The organism is Actinopolyspora sp. BKK2, from assembly GCF_011291845.1.
Classification (GTDB): Bacteria; Actinomycetota; Actinomycetes; order Mycobacteriales; family Pseudonocardiaceae; genus Actinopolyspora; species Actinopolyspora saharensis.
Genome location: NZ_JAANTE010000013.1, coordinates 59583 through 74784, shown reverse-complemented (window position 1 = coordinate 74784; position 15202 = coordinate 59583). Strand labels below are relative to the sequence as shown.

Here is a 15202-nt window from a genome sequence, read left to right as displayed (position 1 = left end):
CTCCTTCAGGAAAGGGTGAGCGCCGGAAGTGGGGTCACCTGGTTGGTGCAGCGTCGGAGCAGAAGCGTTCCGAGGCAATCCGCCAGGGGATCTCCGCCTGCAGGGGCGAGTGGTGTCCAGGCGGTTCCATCGCCTGTGCTGACACGCGCCACGAAATTGTGGAGGTGCGCGAAATCGACGGTAGTTCCGTAGCGATCGCTCGTGGCCACCGCTTCGTAGCTGCTCAACAGATCCGGGATCCGGTTCCCCTCGTTGGCGAAACCGCCGCCGCGCACCCTGTGCTGATCCAGCAGCCCGGTCACGGCCTCCACCGAGCCCTGCCCCAGGCTCCGCAGAACCCGGAGGGATTGGAGTCCGGCACGCAACGTCGGATCTGCCCCCGGTACGTTGCCGTACCTCGCCGTGCCCCCGCGGTCGTGGCCGCACGCAGTGACAAACCGTGCCAGGGCGTTGCTGTCCAATACCTCGGACACGGGGATGCCGACGATCCGGAGAATCTCTACTGCGGATGACGTGGAGACGAGGTCCGATCCGCGCCCTTCCCAGTAGCCGAACCCGCCGTCCGGGTTCTGGAGGTCGCGCAGCCAGCGCGCGATCTCGGCGTGAGCCGATGCGTCGTCCTGGCACGCTCCCGCGGTGAGGGCCCACAGCGTGCAGCGAACCTCGCTCCCCCGGGCTGGCATGTACATCACGCCGCCCTCGTTCGGCAGCCGGCACCCCGCCAGCCACTGACGCCAGTGGGGAAGTCGCTGCTCCGAGGGGGCAGCACTCAGGGCCGCAGCGGCGGTGCTCAGCGCGTCACCTGCACGCAGTGGTTCGCGGTAGGTGAATCCACCAGTCGAACACGCCAACTCCCGGATCCGGGACACGACCGCATCGGCATATGGCGCAAGATCGGTGCCCAGGACCTTGAGCGAACCGATGGCGCAGAACGATGCCCACACGTCAGCGACGTCGTAACCTTCCCAGCGCACGAACGCGCCCGAAGGCGCGCGCAACGCGTCGATCCATTCGATGCACGCCGACGGGTCAGCGGGTTGCGCGCCCAAAGCGCGCAACGTGGCAACGGCTCGGTAGGTCGCCCACATGCAGGGAACGTCCGCGCTTTCCGCGAACCGGAAACCGCGCCGCGAGGGTTGCTGTTCGCGCAGCCATGCCACGAGCGCGGCGACATCCCACGGTGGTGACAGGTCACTGTGGATCGAGGCCAGGGCGCGCCACGCCATCACCCCGTAAAAGCAGGCACGGACGTCCGAGACGCGACGCTCCGCCTCGCGAGCCTCCTCGGCGTGCTCCGGGGACCATGTCAACCCGCCGTCCCAGGATTGGAGTCCGCGCAACCACTCGGTGAGCGCCCGACTGTCCGGAACGTCCTCGCCGCAAAGCTCGATCACGGTGCGGGTGGAGAAGTGCGTCGCCCACACATCCGGGTTCTGTCCCGGCATCATCGCGTAGGCATCACCGGACCAGGTGCTCCGCAGCCAGTCCGCGGTTCGGTCCAGCCGAGGGATTTCGCCGCCGACATCCGCCAGTCCGTGGGTGCAGTAGAACGTGGCCCACGCGTCCGAGGCCATCCCCCTGGACCACGCGTAACCTCCATCACCGTTCTGCCTGCTGGCGAGCTGGGTGATCGTCTCTTCCCGTCGAGGTACGTCACCGACGCGGTCGAGCCACGCCGATGTTCGGATCGCCGCGTAGGTGCACCACAGATCCGGGGTGCCGGTGGAAACGCCGGTACCGCTGGGCGCAGTGGCAACGGGCAAGATACTCATCGCGCCGTCTCCAGGGTGCGGAAGTTCGAACGTTTCCAGTTTTTCTGCGAGGCACCGCTCTTCGTCGTCGCGGGCAGTTGGTTCACGAAAACCACCTCGTCCCATTGCAGACCGAGCGTGTCGCGCGAGACGCGCTGTACCCGCGTGGTCATGTCGCCCTCGTCGCTGCGGTCCCAGCGCACGTCACGCTCGAGGATGAGCCGAGCGAACTCACCCGTTCGGTCGGCTTCCATCAAGTAGCCGGTGGCTTCGGTGGCCCCGAAGACGATCTCCTCGACCCCGCGAACAGTGAGCGTGGCACCGTGCACGCGCAGGGCATCCGAGCTGCGTCCGGCAACTTGGACCACCGGGGCCCGATTGCCGCAGTCACATCCCGAGGTCACCGTGACCTCGTCGCCGGTGTCCAATCGGAGCAAGGCCCGGGAGTACATGTTGAGCGGAGTCACGACCAGCCGCCCTGCTCCGGAGTTCGACAGAGGGGTGGTCTCGCCGTCAGTGGCCAACTCGAAATAGTTGGCGGCGGTCAGCAGGTGAAGACGATCGTCATGGCAACTGACGGCGAGGGTCCCGGTCTCGGTGCTGCCGTAACTGGCGTCGAAGACCTTCGCGTCCCACCACCGTCCGAGCCGCGCTCGGAACGGTGGAGTGCTCACTTCGCCGAGAAGCATAATTTTCGTCACGGTTTCGTGATAACGATCGAGCTGGCCTCGTTGTTTGAGGAGTCGACTGAATTGCAGTGCCACACCAGGAGCGATAAACACCGTGGTCGGGCGCAGCGTTTCCCACAGGGAAACGATTCTGTCCCAGTCCGATATGCCGGTCGCGAACGGGTAGCAGCGAACATGGGGCAGATCCAGGTACTCGCAGACCCCGGCGATCAGGTCGCCGACGGGAACGATGTCCGAGGGCATCATGATCAGGACACGCTCGTCCTCGTCCAGGAGGTCGCGCCAAGACTCCGCGACGGAGACCGTGTTCCAGATGACGTCCTCCGCCGCTCGTGGGGTTGGAGTTGGTCGCCCGGTGGTTCCCGTGGTCTCGTAATACTTGGCGGAGTGACCGACAGCGGCCGCCATGAAGTCGTGCGGTGCTTCCTTGAGGTGCTGTTTGGGAGTTATCGGTAGATCGCCGAACTCCTCCCACGAAAAATCACCCAGTGTGGTGTAGGCTACACACGCCTTGGCGTGATCCCACGCGGCATGGAGCTTATCCTGATAGAATCGCTTTTCGGGAACTCCGTCCTGGTTGTTTCGTATTTCCTCGTTGGCCCTGTTTAGTACTGCAGCCGGACTTTGGGTATCGGTGCTGGTGAGGGGCTGTGCACATGGGAGCGGCCACCCCGTGATCATGAGTGTGTGAAGACGCATAACCCGGTGGTGGCCGCGGGCCACAGCGTAGACCCTGCTGGTTGGTAGGCGGAACTGGACATGCTGATGAGTCGGGTGGCCGATCGGTTCGCCCGTGTCGAGACCCGGCGGCGGGCGCGGGCGCTGGTGCAGGGCCTGGTGGCGGACCTTCCTCGAAAGAACTGTTGGTCATTGGCCGAGCATGCCGGTGATACGTGCCCGGACGGGATGCAGCACCTGCTGCGCAAGGCACGGTGGGATGCCGATGCGGTCCGCGATGACGTGCGCGATCTCGCCGTCGAGCACTTGGGCGATCGCCAAGCGGTGCTGGTGCTGGATGAGACCGGCGATCTCAAGAAGGGCATCCACACGGTCGGGGTGCAGCGGCAGTACACGGGAACCGCGGGCAGGATCGAGAATGCCCGGGTTGCGGTGTTCGCCACCTACGCCACCGAGGTTGGGCACACGTTGATCGATCGGGAGCTGTACCTGCCCCGCTGCTGGGCCGACGACCCCGAGCGGCGTCAAACGGCCGGGGTGCCCGCCGAGGTCGAGTTCGCGACCAAACCGCAGCTGGCCGCCCGCATGATCACCCGAGCCGTGCACGGCGGCGTGCCTGTCAGCTGGGTGGCCGCCGACGAGGTCTATGGCGGCAACACGACTCTGCGCAGCCAGCTGGAACAGCTTAATCTGAGCTATGTGCTGGCCATATCGTGCGATCACCGGGTACGCACCGGTGCGGGCGCCGCCCGCGCGGACACCGTGGTTGCGAGCCTGCCGAGGCGAGCCTGGCAGCGCGTCTCGGCCGGATCCGGGGCGCACGGGCAGCGCTTCTATGACTGGGCCCTGACCGAGCTGGCCGAGCCCGACACAGTCGGCCGGCAGTGGCTGCTGGCACGGCGCAACCGTCGCACCGGGGAGCTGGCCTACTACCGCTGCCACGCCCCTGAGTCCGTTCCTCTGTCCACACTAGTCAGAGTGGCCGGACGGCGGTGGACTGTCGAAGAGTCCTTCCAGACAGCGAACGGACAAACCGGGCTCGACCAGCATCAAGTGCGCCGCTGGCACTCCTGGTACCGCTGGACCACGCTGGTGCTGCTGGCGCACGCGTTCCTGACCATCACCGCCGCCACCGCCCGCACACGGCCCGCCCCAGCCGGACTGATCCCGCTGACCCTGCCCGAAATCGCCCACCTGTTCCACGCCCTGCTGCACGCCCCACCCGAGCAGCTCACCCACATCCTGACCTGGTCAACCTGGCGACGACGCCACCAACACCGCGCCCCGCAAGGCCCACTACCAGCGACAATCCACCCGCGAACCATGATCCACACAAACTACGGCTGCAGTATTAGAAGTGACATGCGATCTGGATTGCTGATCAGCACGTGCAGTACCTCTCCTTGGTCGGTCCCTGTTTCCGCGCTGGTGGCGATGATCAACCCCAGGCGGCTGTAGTTTAGGTCTAAAACAGAGCCTTCGCAAGGGGGTTGATAATGCTTATGGAAAATGTGGCATTTACTTGCGGAGTTGACTTTTTTGTCGAATTGTGTTATTGCGAAGCAATTGGGGTGTCAGTTTCGTCCAAATGGACCAACAAGAATCCTCCGTGTTTGCGTTTTTGCCGGGGAAGAAATTTTTTCAATAGATGTTGTTGTGTTCGGGAACCAGGGGGTCCGGCGTGCTGGTGTCTCTCGCGGGAGAAAAAGGAGATTTTGGGCGGAGAGCTGCGGGGCGTGTCGCTTTGCGCCGCCTGATGAGTGCCCCGCCGTTCACCGTCGTGAGTGCGCTGTTGCCGAGCGCGTCCCGTCGTGCCGGGAACACCGCTTCGACTGTCAGTCCGCGGCAGTGCTCCAGCGGGGAGGCCGTCGGGTCGCAGGCGCTCTCGGGGGCGACGTCCCCGGTGAGTTGACCGGTTTTCTCAGCGAAGTGCTGATCGGGGCCGGTCCACCACCGTTCCCCGTCCGGCGGGCATGCTCGTGTCTGCCGTTTGCCCCTGTATGAGCACGAACGCGGGGGCGCGGCCTGCCGTCGCAGACCAGGTGACTCTTGGTCGTCAAGCCGTCGGGAAACGCCCGATCGCATGATCAGACTGTTCCAGCCCGAGCTTCTTGCAGTTCGACCGGGCCTCTGCGTCCCGGACCAGGGGTGCGCCGTGCTGATGGACGCGCACGGTCATCGAGTCGATCGAGACCGGCCGATCCAACTCGCCCAGGGGCGGGAGCAACGGGCCGATCACTGCCCACGTTTCACCGGAGATCTCAGCGCGTGCCACAGGCCAAGACTCGCCCACGCGCCCTGCGCAGCCCCCAGCAACACGCTCTGGTCGGGAGGCGGGTGATCCCCGCGGGAGAGTGCGCTGTCTCCTGGACGGCTGACGTGCGGAACCGGGGGATCGCACGGCCTTACTGTCCACTGGGGACGAACTTCCGGGACGTCCGTTTTCGCGAAGTGGGCGCACTCGTCGGTGCCCGCGAGTAGCATCCTCCGACACGTTCGCGCAGCCGGATCCGAGGAGGCCCGGTGGAGTCGGATCGATCCCGCCCGCACTTCGCGGGGTTGCACGCCCTGCTGACGCTGATCCAGAGCCTGTACCACCGGCCGCGGTTCTTCACCGCACCGTCGTCGCACGATCGTCGCGGGGACCAGCCGCTTCCGCTCGTGTGCCTGCACCGCGACCGCTCGACGGCGAACTTCCTGCCCGCTTTGAAGGAATCCCTGGACAGTACGCTGCCGCAGGTTCCGCACACCCTCCTCGACGTGGACGAGGTCGCCGACACGGCCGAGGATGATGCCGCGGAGCCCCTCCTGCCGCTGCTGCACGCGCTCCAGCGGGAGTTCGGCAAGGACGAACTCACCTCGGGCGGCCTCGGTGAGTTCGACAACTACAAGCTCGTCGAGTGGCTCACTCGGCAGCACCTGCCACCGGAGCAGGGCAAACGGGACAGGCCGGTGGTCAACCTGCTCCGGGAGTGGACCGGTGGCCGCCCCGGGGGTGGAGGGTTGCGCTCGGTCGTGGCCGAGGTGCCGCACGCGTTGACCAGGTTCGTGCTGAGCGTGGTGCTCTGGATCGGGCAGCTGCTGGGTATGCGGTGGCTGGCGGGGCGGGTTCCGGGGTTGGGGGCCGAGGCCCGCTGGATCATGGGGCAGCGGTTCATGGTGCCGCGCCACTCCACCAGCTTCCAGGGGTTCGCCGAGCGCCTGACCCTCGACAGGCGGGCCTCCGAGAGCGAGGAGCAGATCAAGAAGCTGCTGCTGCACGCGTTCCTGGAGGACCTCCGCATCGCCTACCGGCGCAGGCGGTGGCGGATCTTCCCGCGCAGACCGGGGTGGCGCCGCACCACCTACGTCACCGTGCTGCTGGACAACATCGGCGAGGCCAACGGCGGCTGGGAACTGCTGCGGTTGATCAACGAGGTGCGCAACGAGACGGGCAGGCTCGATCCGCTCCTGGTCGTGGCGGCCACGGACGATCCACCTCGGCATCCGGAGGAACCCGCCCCCTCGTTCAACTCGGCGGTGCACGCGAACGAGGCGCTGTCCGAGTGGCGGCGACGGTTGCCCACTCGGCGGCAGAAACTCGCTCCCGACGCGCGCTACCTGCACATCGAACTGCCGCCCGATGTCTCCGCTGCGGAGCTCTCCCAGGAGGACCACAAGGCCTGGCAGGACCGGGTGGGCTGGCATCCCAGGCGTGCTCCGCTGCTGGCGCGGCGCTACCTCTGCGAGGCGCTCGTGCTGGTCCTGCTGACCGCGGGGCTGATTCAGCCCACCCTCACGGTCAGCGAGTCCTTGGGCGCGAACTGCGCGGTGGTCGGTCCGTGGTCGTCGGGAACCGTCTCCACTCGGGTGAGCGACCTCGGTCCCGCCGGTACCCAGTGTCTCGGCTACAGCGACAGCGCCGCGCAGGTGTTCGGGAGCAACGAGCGGCTGCGTTACGCGCAGTCGGCGGTGCACGCGCAGAACGAGCGGGCGAAGAGGTTGCACGAGGGGAATCCGGACCGGCCCTACGTCACCCTGGTCTACTTCGCGGGGCTGACGAACAGCAGTTCCGGTCCCAGGACCGATCACGCCGTGGCGGAGGAGCTGGAGGGGCTGCTGCTGCGTCAGCGGGAGCAGAACACGCGGTCCGATTCGGAGCCGCTGCTGCGCATCGTCGTCGCGAACGGCGGCACGGGGATGCGGGGCGCGCCCGAGGTGGCCCGGGAGCTGCTCGTGCCGCTGGTCGAGTCCGACCCCACGATCCTCGGTGTCGTCGGGATGGACCGCAGCGTGGTCGAGACCGAACAGGCCATCCGCATTCTCGGCGAGCACGGCGTTCCCGTGCTGGGGTCGACTCTGACCAGTACTGGGCTGGCCGAGTTGACTCCGCTGTACTTCCAGCTCGTCCCGGGCAACGAGCGGCAGGCCGAGCTTCTCGGCTCCTACGCGGCGCACGTCGACGCCTCGAGGATCACGGTCTACCATCCGCCGACGACCGGGCGGAACACCTATGCGGCGACCCTCCTGCGAGCGCTCACCCAACGGCTCCGGGACACGGGCATCGCGCTGGACAAGCGTGGTTGGAAGCGCTCGGTCAGCGAGTTGGAGCCACTGTGCGCCGAGCGCACCGACCGTCGCCGGGAAATCGCGTTCTACGCGGGCCGGGAGAACGCCTTCGGGGACTTCCTGCGGGCCGTCCGGCGCAACTGCACCGATTCCGCCGAACTTCCCAGGATCGTGGCCTCGGATGCGGTGTCCCGGTTCGTCGCGGACAGCCGCAGTCGCGAGCACGCCGATTTCAACGGGGTGACGGTGTCCTACGTCGGCCTGGGCAGCCCGGTGGTGCTGGCCGGGCGGGACTGCGTGGCCGGCCGTGCCGATTCGCTGCCGGGAGCGGGACCGCAGCTCAGCGCGTTCTGCGCCGGCTACCACGGACTGCGCGCGGAGCTCCGCAGCGAGTTGCCGGACTCGGAGGTTCCGGACATGCCCTGGCCGGGCGAGCGGGTCGGTGGTCTGTACGACGCCGCGGGGTTGTTCGTCGACGCGGTCTTTGCCATCCGCCTCCAGCGGGGACCGACGGGGGACGGTGCCACGCCGCACCGGGCCGAGGTGGCTCAGCAGCTCCGGGCGCTCACGTTCGAGGGGGCCACGGGCACGATCGATTTCGGCCGGTCCCGGATCGCCGACGAGCGCAGCCTCGCCGTGCTGCGGATCCGCAACATCAACGAGCTCGCCGGCCCGGAGGGAACGCCGTCCTGCGTCCATCTTATCGGGACGGTCTACGGCGGGCGGCACCCCGACACGGCGACGGGGTGCCCGCGGGGAGGGTGAGACCGCCACGCGGCGGTGTTTTCCGGTGTGGACGGTGGTGCGGCCTCTCCCCGGCGTGGTGGTTGCCGCGCGCGGTGTTCATCCGGTCGTGGTGCCGGTGGGCTGTCGGTGTGGTCTCCGACCGCGCCGCATGACGGGTTGTTCGATGAATCGCCAGCTCAGCGCCGCCACCACGATGGTCAGCACCAGGCCGAGCGGTCCGGCCACGTCCCTGAGACCGGGCCGCAGCCACATGGTCAGCGGGTAGTTCCACAGGTAGGCGCCGTAGGACACGAGCCCGAGCGCTGCCAGCTCTCGGGACAGCGGCGCCTTGTCGGGCACCTCCTCCCAGCGGGACCAGGCCAGCACGACCACCGCGGTGGCCACGAGCGCGGCCGTGACCTTGGCGGGGCCAGGCCAGCGCCAGCAGCGCGGGCCAGATTAGGTAGAACTGTTCCTCGGTGGCCTGTGTCCAGCAGTGGAACACGGCTCCGCTCAGGTGGATGATCGGCAGGTTGCCGGTGAACGTCAGCAGCGTCACCACGGTGACCGGCAGCTGGCTGTCGCCGTCGTCCAGCGGGGCGAGGGTCGTTGTCACCACGACGAACACGACGATCATCACCAGCAGCGCGGGCAGCAGTCTGCGGGCCCGGCGCAGGTAGAAGCGCCGGTAGTCGATGCGTCCCCTGGTGGCCAGTTCCTTGGTCAGCACCCCGGTGATCAGGTATCCGCTGAGCGTGAAGAGCATGACGATGCCGACCACACCGGCGCCGGGGAACGTCGGGGAACGCGTGACGCAGCATGACGAGCAGGACCGCGATCCCGCGCAGCACGTTGAGGCTGGCGATCTGCCCTCCGCGGCTCACCGGACGACCTGCGCCTGTGCGTTCCCGGCGGGAAGGGACGAGCGGACGAGGCGGTCCAGCAGGTCCGGATAGGTCATCCCCTCGGCGGCGAACATCTTGGGCACTTGGGACTCGGCGGTCATGCCGGGCATCGTGTTCACCTCGTTGAGCACGGGCCCCTCGGGGGTGAGGAAGAAGTCGACCCGGGCGATTCCGCGGCAGCCGAGCGCCTCGTACATCCGCAGGGCCGACTCGGTCAGCGCCGTGCTCTCGGCGTCGGTCAGCTGGGCCGGGACGGTGAAGGCGGCGGTGCCGTCGTACTTGGTGGTGTTGTCGAACAAGCCGTCGTCGAGCAGGATCTCCAGCGGTGGCCCCACCCGGCGCCCGTGCTCCGGGTCGTCGAGCACCGCGAGGTCGATCTCCCGGCCGGCTGCGGTGTGCTCGACCAGCACCCGCTCGTCCAGTTCCAGCGCGGCCCGCAGGGCCGGTTGAAGTTGCTCGGCGGTCTCGACCAGGCGCACCCCGAAGCTCGATCCCGCGGCGATGGGTTTGACCACCACGGGCCGCTCGAAGACCACGGTGGGCAGGTCGGCTGCGGTGACCAGCTCGCCCGCCACGGTGGGCACGCCGACGGCCTCGGCCACCTGCTTGGTCGCCCACTTGTCCATCGCGAGCGCGCCTGCCCGCACCGGTGCGCCGACGTAGGGCACTCCGGCCAGTTCGCACAGCGCGGCAAGCGTCCCGTCCTCACCGCGCGGCCCGTGCAGCAGCGGCAGCACCACGTCGCAGCTTGCCAGCACCGTCAGCGCGGCGGCCAGGCTCTCGCCCGCCGCGGAGCCGAGCGGCTGGTCGTCGGGGCCCAACCAGCTGCCGTCGCGGAGGATGGTCAACGCCACCGTCTCGTAGGTGCCCGGGTCGAGCGCGGCACGCGCCGAGGCCGCGGAGGCCAGAGAGACCTCGTGCTCGCTGTTCTGCCCGCCGCCGACCACGGCCACCCGCAGTCGTTCGTTCATCGCATGCTCCTTCTGACTCGGTGACCGATGCCGGTCACGATTTCGTGGGGGATGGTGTCGGCCCAGCGCGCCCAGTCGTCGACGGTCGGTTCGCCCTCCTCGCCGGGGCCGAACACCACCGCCGCGGTGTCCGGCTCGACCGGCTGGTCCCCCAGGTCGGCCACGAGCTGGTCCATCGAGATCATGCCCACGACCGGGCATCTTCGGCCCGCCACCGTGATCCGGGCCCGGTTCGAGGCGGCGCGGGGCACGCCGTCGGCGTAGCCGATCGGCAGCAGCGCCAGGTTGGTCGCGCGGTCGGTCACGTGGGTGTGCCCGTAGCCGATCCCGGTGCCCGCGGGCACGCGGCGCACTTGGACGACGGGCGCGGTGAGGCGCAGCGCGGGGTGCAGGCGCGTGCTGCCGGAGGGGTCGATGCCGGCCAGCCCGGCGCCGATCCGGATCAGGTCCAGGTGGGTATCGGGGTCGGTCAACGTGGCGGCGGTGGCGGCCAAGTGGCGCACCGAGGGGCGCAGCCCGGCCTGCTCGGCCAGCGCGACCCCGCGGAGGAATTCCTGCCGCCCGGTCGTGTTCGGTGAAGGCCCCGGTTCGCCTGCCCGGGGCAGGTGTCCCATCACTCCCTCGACCGTGATGTGCCCGGCGCGTTCGGCGTGCCGGGCTGCGGACATCAGCTCGGGCCACTCGTGCGGGGCGGCGCCGTCGCGGGCCATCCCCGTGTCGAGCTGGAGGTGCACCCGCGCCCGGTGCCCGGAGCGGGCGCAGGACTCGACCACGGCCGCGAGGTGTCGGCCGCTGGGCACGGCCAGGTCGATCCGGTGCTCGCAGGCGGTCGTCACGTCGGCGTCCACCGGGTTCAGCCAGCTCAGCACCGGCGCGTCCGCATCGGCCGCGCGTGCCTGGACGGCCTCGGCGATCGACGTGGCCCCGAGCCAGGTCGCGCCGTTCGCGAGGGCGGTTCTGGCCATCCTGTCCAGCCCGTGCCCGAATCCGTCGGCCTTGACCACGGCCATCACTTCTCCGCCGGTGGTGTGGGTGAAGTGGCGGGTGTTGGCGGCCACGGCGGACAGGTCGATCTCCAGCAGGGGAGAGCGGGGCCCGGTGGTGGTTCGCGGCGGGTGCCGGGGGCGGGCCGCCGGTGCGCTCATGCGGCCGTCTCCGCGTCGATCGGCCCGTAGATGGCGTGGTCGGTTCCGGTCAGCAGCGCCCAGTACCGGTCGCCGTAGGACCAGTGCCACCACTCGGTGGGGTAGTTGACCAGACCGGCGTCACCGAGGGCTCGCGCCAGCGTTGTCCGGTTGCGCCGCGCCGTCCGGTCCACCTCGGCGCCGAACCAGCACGCGCCGTCGCTGCTCTCGGGGGTGGCGTCGATCGGCGTTCCCATCCACAGTTCCTCTCCCGCCTCGTCGACCAGCGTCAGGTCGACCGCCGCTCCGGCCACGTGCGGAGCGACCGCGATCGGGGAGACGAACCGGCTGGACAGCCGGTCCAGCTTGGTCTGATCGGCCTCGGGGTGCAGCAGGCGCAGCTCGTTGGTGTACTCGGTGATGATGGCTTGCTGGTCGCTCGCGCTGCGGTGCCCCTCCACGACCCGCAGTTCCACACCGGACGGAAGCGCGCCGCGTGCTTCGTCCAACCGGGCGGCGAGGCCTGCGCGCACCAGCACACCCGGTGCGAAGTCCAGAGGCACCAGCGGGTCACCGTTGTCGTGGACCCGGACCGCGCGGACGCGCGGGTCGGCTAACAGAATTGTCATATAGCAGGACGCTATGTGCGTTTCGAATGCTGCCACATCGGTCAGAAGTACTGTGCTTACGTCTGAACGGCCGGGTTTTCGTTGGTGTGAATAGTCCGATCGGTCATTCGTCGGGGTGTTCCCGGCCGGAGCAGCGGGTTCCGCGCGGAATCCACGGCGTGGCACGCATGTGGGGTGCCCGGGCGGAATTGTGCTGTGGTCGGTGCGGTTGCCGTTCTCGGCCGAACGGATGAGGTGGTGGTCGGCTCCGCGTGGGTGAGCCGACCTCGCGGGAGGCTGCGGGCGGTGCTGCCGGTGTGCGCGCCGAGCTGGGTGTTCCTGGCCGAGGAGGTGGTGGCCGTGCCCCGTGGCGACGGGGCGATCGCGTCGTGCACCGGGTGCTGTCTGCTCGTCGAGGGAGCCGGATGGTGATGGTGCCCGGTGCTTGTCGGCTACGCGAACGCAGCGGGGCCGTTTTTCGGGGTGAGGAAGGAGGGCACTTCCGCGGAGTCTTCTCGGAGGCGTCCTGCGCGTGGTCGCTTCAGTCGAAGCGGTCGGTTTTCGCCGCGTCGAGGAAGGCCTGCCGCTGTTGCCGGTTGGTGGTGAACTGGACCGGGCACGCGCAGCCATCGCCGAGTACTGCCGCACCGGACAGCGCCCCACCTGCGTGCAGTGGCAGCCCGGCCAGTGGTACTGACCTCCGCCGCGGAACGGAAGTGGTTCCCGCAGCGGGAAAGCACTGCTAAGATCGCAGGTCACCGAGTGTGTAGGCCCCGCGCACACGGGGGTAGACCCCGGCAGCTCCACCGAGGCGCTGGTCGACCACGTGGTTCCGGTCAGCGCTCGCGGGCGGGGCTGCGGGAGTCCCGCCCGACCCGGGTATCAGCAGTCCCTCCCGCGTTCGGGTGGTCGGTGGCATGTTCGGTGTCGTGACGTGCCGCTGCGGAATCTCCGTGGTGTAGTGCTCACCGGCCGGGGCGGGGCGGTGCCCGCGTCCCGGAGACCGTGCACGACGATTCGCACAGAAAGCATCAGTGAGTTCATGCCACGTGTCGCCACTGCCGAGCGCGTCGATCGGGACGCGCTGCTCGAGTTCCTGCGCCCGCGTCATCGCGGGATCCTGATGACCACCCGCTCCGGGGGACGTCCCCAGATGTCGCCGGTGACCTGCGGGGTCGACCCCGAGGGGCGGATCGTGGTCTCCACCTATCCGGAGCGGGCCAAGACCCGCAACGCCCGCCGCGAGCCGGGGGTGTCGCTCTGCGTGCTCTCCGAGGAGTGGGACGGGCCGTACGTGCAGGTCGACGGCCGTGCCCGGGTGCTGGACATGCCGGAGGCGCTGGACGGGCTCGTCGACTACTTCCGCTGCATCTCCGGCGAGCACCCGGACTGGGCCGAGTACCGGGAGGCGATGGCCCGGCAGGGCAAGTCCCTGATCCGCGTCGAGATCGAGGACTGGGGACCGATCGCCACCGGCGGGTTCCCGCCGCACCTCGTGGACTCCTGATTCGGGCAGCGGAGGCCGCCTTCGGGTGCGACTGCCCGCAGTAGACCATCAGGGTTTCTGATTAATGATGAGCGGGGCCACCCGTCCCGGCCGCAGCGAGGTGCGGCCGGGACGGGTGACACGATGACCCGCGTGACCGACCACGCCGAGGACGATGGCCCCGACGCGTCCGATGTCGACGCGCCGTTGACGCTGTACCTGGTCAAGCGGCTCGAGATGGTCATGCGGGCGCTCATGGACGACGCGCTGCGCCCGCACGGCCTGACCACGCTGCAGTACACCGCGCTGACCGTGCTGGAACGGCGCGGGGAGCTGTCCTCGGCCCAGCTCGCGCGGCGCTCGTTCGTGACCCCGCAGACCATGCACGAGATGGTGCGGTGGCTGGAGCGGCACGAACTGGTGCACCGCAGGCGCGACGAGACCAACCGCCGCGTGCTGCTGATCGGTCTGACCCGGCGTGGCCGCGAGGTCGTGGCCACCTGCGCTCCCCTGATCGATGCTCTCGAGCGGCGCGTGCTGGACGCGATGAACCCGGGTGAGCGCCTGGTGTTCCGGGAGTGCCTCGAGCGTGGTCACGCCGCGCTGGCTCCGCTCGTGGACCGCGGGGCCGGCTCGGGCGAGTCCGCGGCCGCGGAGTCCTGAGGTCGCCGCGGACCGGGCGGTCGGTTCCCGCGTCCGCTGCCTCGCGATGCCGCCCGAACGGAGTATTGCGGCCGAGTTCGTCCTGTGTGCATTATCAGGAAACCTGATCAATTTGCTGCTGCCGCAGTGGGGACGGGTCTCGCTTCCGCGATCCCGTCCCGCCCCCGTTCCCCGCGCAAGGAGCCACTCGGTGACCACCACCCGCGAATCCGCCCCGGACCGGTACGAGACCGTCGCGATCGAGGTCGACGACTCCGGGATCGGCTGGCTCTCGTTCGACCGGCCGGCCAAGCGCAACGCGATGAACCCGACGTTGAACCGCGAGATGATCCTGGCGCTGGAACGGCTCGAAGCCGACGAGCGGGTCCGCGTGGTGGTGCTGACCGGCAACGGCCAGGCCTGGTCGGCCGGTATGGACCTCAAGGAGTACTTCCGCGAGGTCGAGCAGGCCCCGCCGCACGTGGAGAACCGGGCCCGCCGGGAGAGCGCCGAGTGGCAGTGGCGACGTCTGATCCACTTCGCCAAGCCCACCATCGCCATGGTCAACGGGTGGTGCTTCGGCGGCGCGTTCACACCGCTGGTGTGCTGTGACCTGGCCATCGCCGACGAGGACGCGACGTTCGGCTTGTCCGAGGTCAACTGGGGCATTCCACCCGGTGGGCTCGTCTCCCGCGCACTGGCCGAGACCGTGCCCTCGCGGGACGCGCTGTGGTTCATCATGACCGGCGAGACCTTCGACGGGTGCCGCGCGGAGCGGATGCGCCTGGTCAACGAGGCCGTGCCCACCGAGCGGTTGCGCGCGCGCACCGTGGAGGTGGCCACCCGGCTCGCGGGGATGAACACCCACGTGCTGCGCGCCGCGAAGGTCGGTTTCAAGAAGGTGCAGCAGCTGTCCTGGGACCAGGCCGAGGACTACCTCTACGCCAAGCTCGACGCCGCCACCGGCCACGACCCGGAGCAGGGCAAGCAGCAGGGGCTCACCCAGTTCCTGGACGAGAAGAGCTATCGGCCGGGGCTCGGCGCCTACGAGAACGAGGCGTAGCCGCGAGTGCC

13 protein-coding genes and 2 pseudogenes are annotated in these 15202 nt (G+C 68.8%); 8 read left to right on the top strand and 7 right to left on the bottom strand.

What is annotated here, in order from left to right; all coding sequences use genetic code 11:
* Window positions 1-5: 5 nt before the first annotated feature.
* Entirely contained in the window at window positions 6-1772 is a 1767-nt protein-coding gene (locus G9Q41_RS20550) for a prenyltransferase/squalene oxidase repeat-containing protein (protein ID WP_165633855.1), read from the bottom strand.
* Window positions 1769-3121 (bottom strand): hypothetical protein, encoded by a 1353-nt coding sequence (locus G9Q41_RS20545; RefSeq protein ID WP_207631616.1) that lies wholly within the window; start codon window positions 3119-3121, stop codon window positions 1769-1771. The genes G9Q41_RS20550 and G9Q41_RS20545 overlap by 4 nt, the downstream gene beginning before the upstream one ends.
* Window positions 3122-3205: 84 nt before the next feature.
* Here G9Q41_RS20545 and G9Q41_RS20540 point away from each other — a divergent pair.
* Window positions 3206-4445 (top strand): annotated as a pseudogene (locus G9Q41_RS20540) (IS701 family transposase).
* Window positions 4446-5174: 729 nt separating this feature from the next.
* Here the strand turns inward: G9Q41_RS20540 and G9Q41_RS20535 are convergent.
* Window positions 5175-5393 (bottom strand): hypothetical protein, encoded by a 219-nt coding sequence (locus G9Q41_RS20535; RefSeq protein WP_165633856.1) that lies wholly within the window; start codon window positions 5391-5393, stop codon window positions 5175-5177.
* A gap of 248 nt (window positions 5394-5641) precedes the next feature.
* Here G9Q41_RS20535 and G9Q41_RS20530 point away from each other — a divergent pair, with 248 nt between their 5' ends.
* Complete coding sequence (locus G9Q41_RS20530) at window positions 5642-8431, top strand: hypothetical protein (protein ID WP_165633857.1); 2790 nt, start codon at window positions 5642-5644, stop codon at window positions 8429-8431.
* A 78-nt stretch (window positions 8432-8509) separates the two neighbouring features.
* Here G9Q41_RS20530 and G9Q41_RS22140 read toward each other — a convergent pair whose 3' ends face one another.
* Complete coding sequence (locus G9Q41_RS22140) at window positions 8510-8797, bottom strand: hypothetical protein (RefSeq protein WP_242687716.1); 288 nt, start codon at window positions 8795-8797, stop codon at window positions 8510-8512.
* 74 nt (window positions 8798-8871) lie between these two features.
* Here G9Q41_RS22140 and G9Q41_RS22135 point away from each other — a divergent pair, with 74 nt between their 5' ends.
* Complete coding sequence (locus tag G9Q41_RS22135) at window positions 8872-9072, top strand: hypothetical protein (RefSeq protein WP_242687715.1); 201 nt, start codon at window positions 8872-8874, stop codon at window positions 9070-9072.
* 200 nt (window positions 9073-9272) lie between these two features.
* Here the strand turns inward: G9Q41_RS22135 and G9Q41_RS20520 are convergent, their stop codons facing one another.
* The 3 genes from G9Q41_RS20520 to G9Q41_RS20510 are packed head-to-tail and all read right to left on the bottom strand — an operon-like array spanning window position 9273 to window position 12021.
* Complete coding sequence (locus G9Q41_RS20520; protein ID WP_165633859.1) at window positions 9273-10268, bottom strand: D-alanine--D-alanine ligase family protein; 996 nt, start codon at window positions 10266-10268, stop codon at window positions 9273-9275.
* Window positions 10265-11413 carry an alanine racemase gene (gene alr / locus G9Q41_RS20515; RefSeq protein WP_165633860.1) on the bottom strand — a complete coding sequence of 383 codons (1149 nt, stop codon included), beginning with the start codon at window positions 11411-11413 and terminating at the stop codon, window positions 10265-10267. The genes G9Q41_RS20520 and alr overlap by 4 nt, the downstream gene beginning before the upstream one ends.
* Window positions 11410-12021: a M15 family metallopeptidase gene (locus tag G9Q41_RS20510; protein WP_092520936.1), complete on the bottom strand. Its 612-nt coding sequence runs from the start codon at window positions 12019-12021 to the stop codon at window positions 11410-11412. Before G9Q41_RS20510 ends, alr begins: the two co-directional genes overlap by 4 nt.
* Before the next feature lie 255 nt (window positions 12022-12276).
* Between G9Q41_RS20510 and G9Q41_RS20505 the strand changes: the two genes are divergently transcribed.
* The 5 genes and pseudogenes from G9Q41_RS20505 (at window position 12277) to G9Q41_RS20485 (ending at window position 15191) form a co-directional block, all read left to right on the top strand.
* Window positions 12277-12432 (top strand): hypothetical protein, encoded by a 156-nt coding sequence (locus tag G9Q41_RS20505; protein WP_165633861.1) that lies wholly within the window; start codon window positions 12277-12279, stop codon window positions 12430-12432.
* A gap of 175 nt (window positions 12433-12607) precedes the next feature.
* Window positions 12608-12697, top strand: a pseudogene (locus G9Q41_RS22800) (Imm1 family immunity protein); the annotation flags it as partial.
* Window positions 12698-13042: 345 nt separating this feature from the next.
* Window positions 13043-13507, top strand: a complete 465-nt coding sequence (locus tag G9Q41_RS20495; protein WP_165633862.1) for a PPOX class F420-dependent oxidoreductase — start codon at window positions 13043-13045, stop codon at window positions 13505-13507.
* Between the two features lie 123 nt (window positions 13508-13630).
* Window positions 13631-14149 carry a MarR family transcriptional regulator gene (locus tag G9Q41_RS20490; RefSeq protein WP_092520938.1) on the top strand — a complete coding sequence of 173 codons (519 nt, stop codon included), beginning with the start codon at window positions 13631-13633 and terminating at the stop codon, window positions 14147-14149.
* 190 nt (window positions 14150-14339) lie between these two features.
* A complete protein-coding gene (locus G9Q41_RS20485) occupies window positions 14340-15191 on the top strand; it encodes a p-hydroxycinnamoyl CoA hydratase/lyase (RefSeq protein WP_092520939.1) in 852 nt (283 codons plus the stop codon).
* Window positions 15192-15202 lie beyond the last annotated feature (11 nt).

Bases quoted from the DNA above. Each gene is read 5' to 3' on its own strand.
- G9Q41_RS20520 (WP_165633859.1), bottom strand. From the start codon at position 10,268: ATGAACGAACGACTGCGGGTGGCCGTGGTCGGCGGCGGGCAGAACAGC.
- G9Q41_RS20545 (WP_207631616.1), bottom strand. From the start codon at position 3,121: ATGATCACGGGGTGGCCGCTCCCATGTGCACAGCCCCTCACCAGCACC.
- G9Q41_RS20490 (WP_092520938.1), top strand. From the start codon at position 13,631: ATGACCCGCGTGACCGACCACGCCGAGGACGATGGCCCCGACGCGTCC.
- G9Q41_RS20495 (WP_165633862.1), top strand. From the start codon at position 13,043: ATGCCACGTGTCGCCACTGCCGAGCGCGTCGATCGGGACGCGCTGCTC.
- alr (WP_165633860.1), bottom strand. From the start codon at position 11,413: ATGAGCGCACCGGCGGCCCGCCCCCGGCACCCGCCGCGAACCACCACC.
- G9Q41_RS20550 (WP_165633855.1), bottom strand. From the start codon at position 1,772: ATGAGTATCTTGCCCGTTGCCACTGCGCCCAGCGGTACCGGCGTTTCC.
- G9Q41_RS20510 (WP_092520936.1), bottom strand. From the start codon at position 12,021: ATGACAATTCTGTTAGCCGACCCGCGCGTCCGCGCGGTCCGGGTCCAC.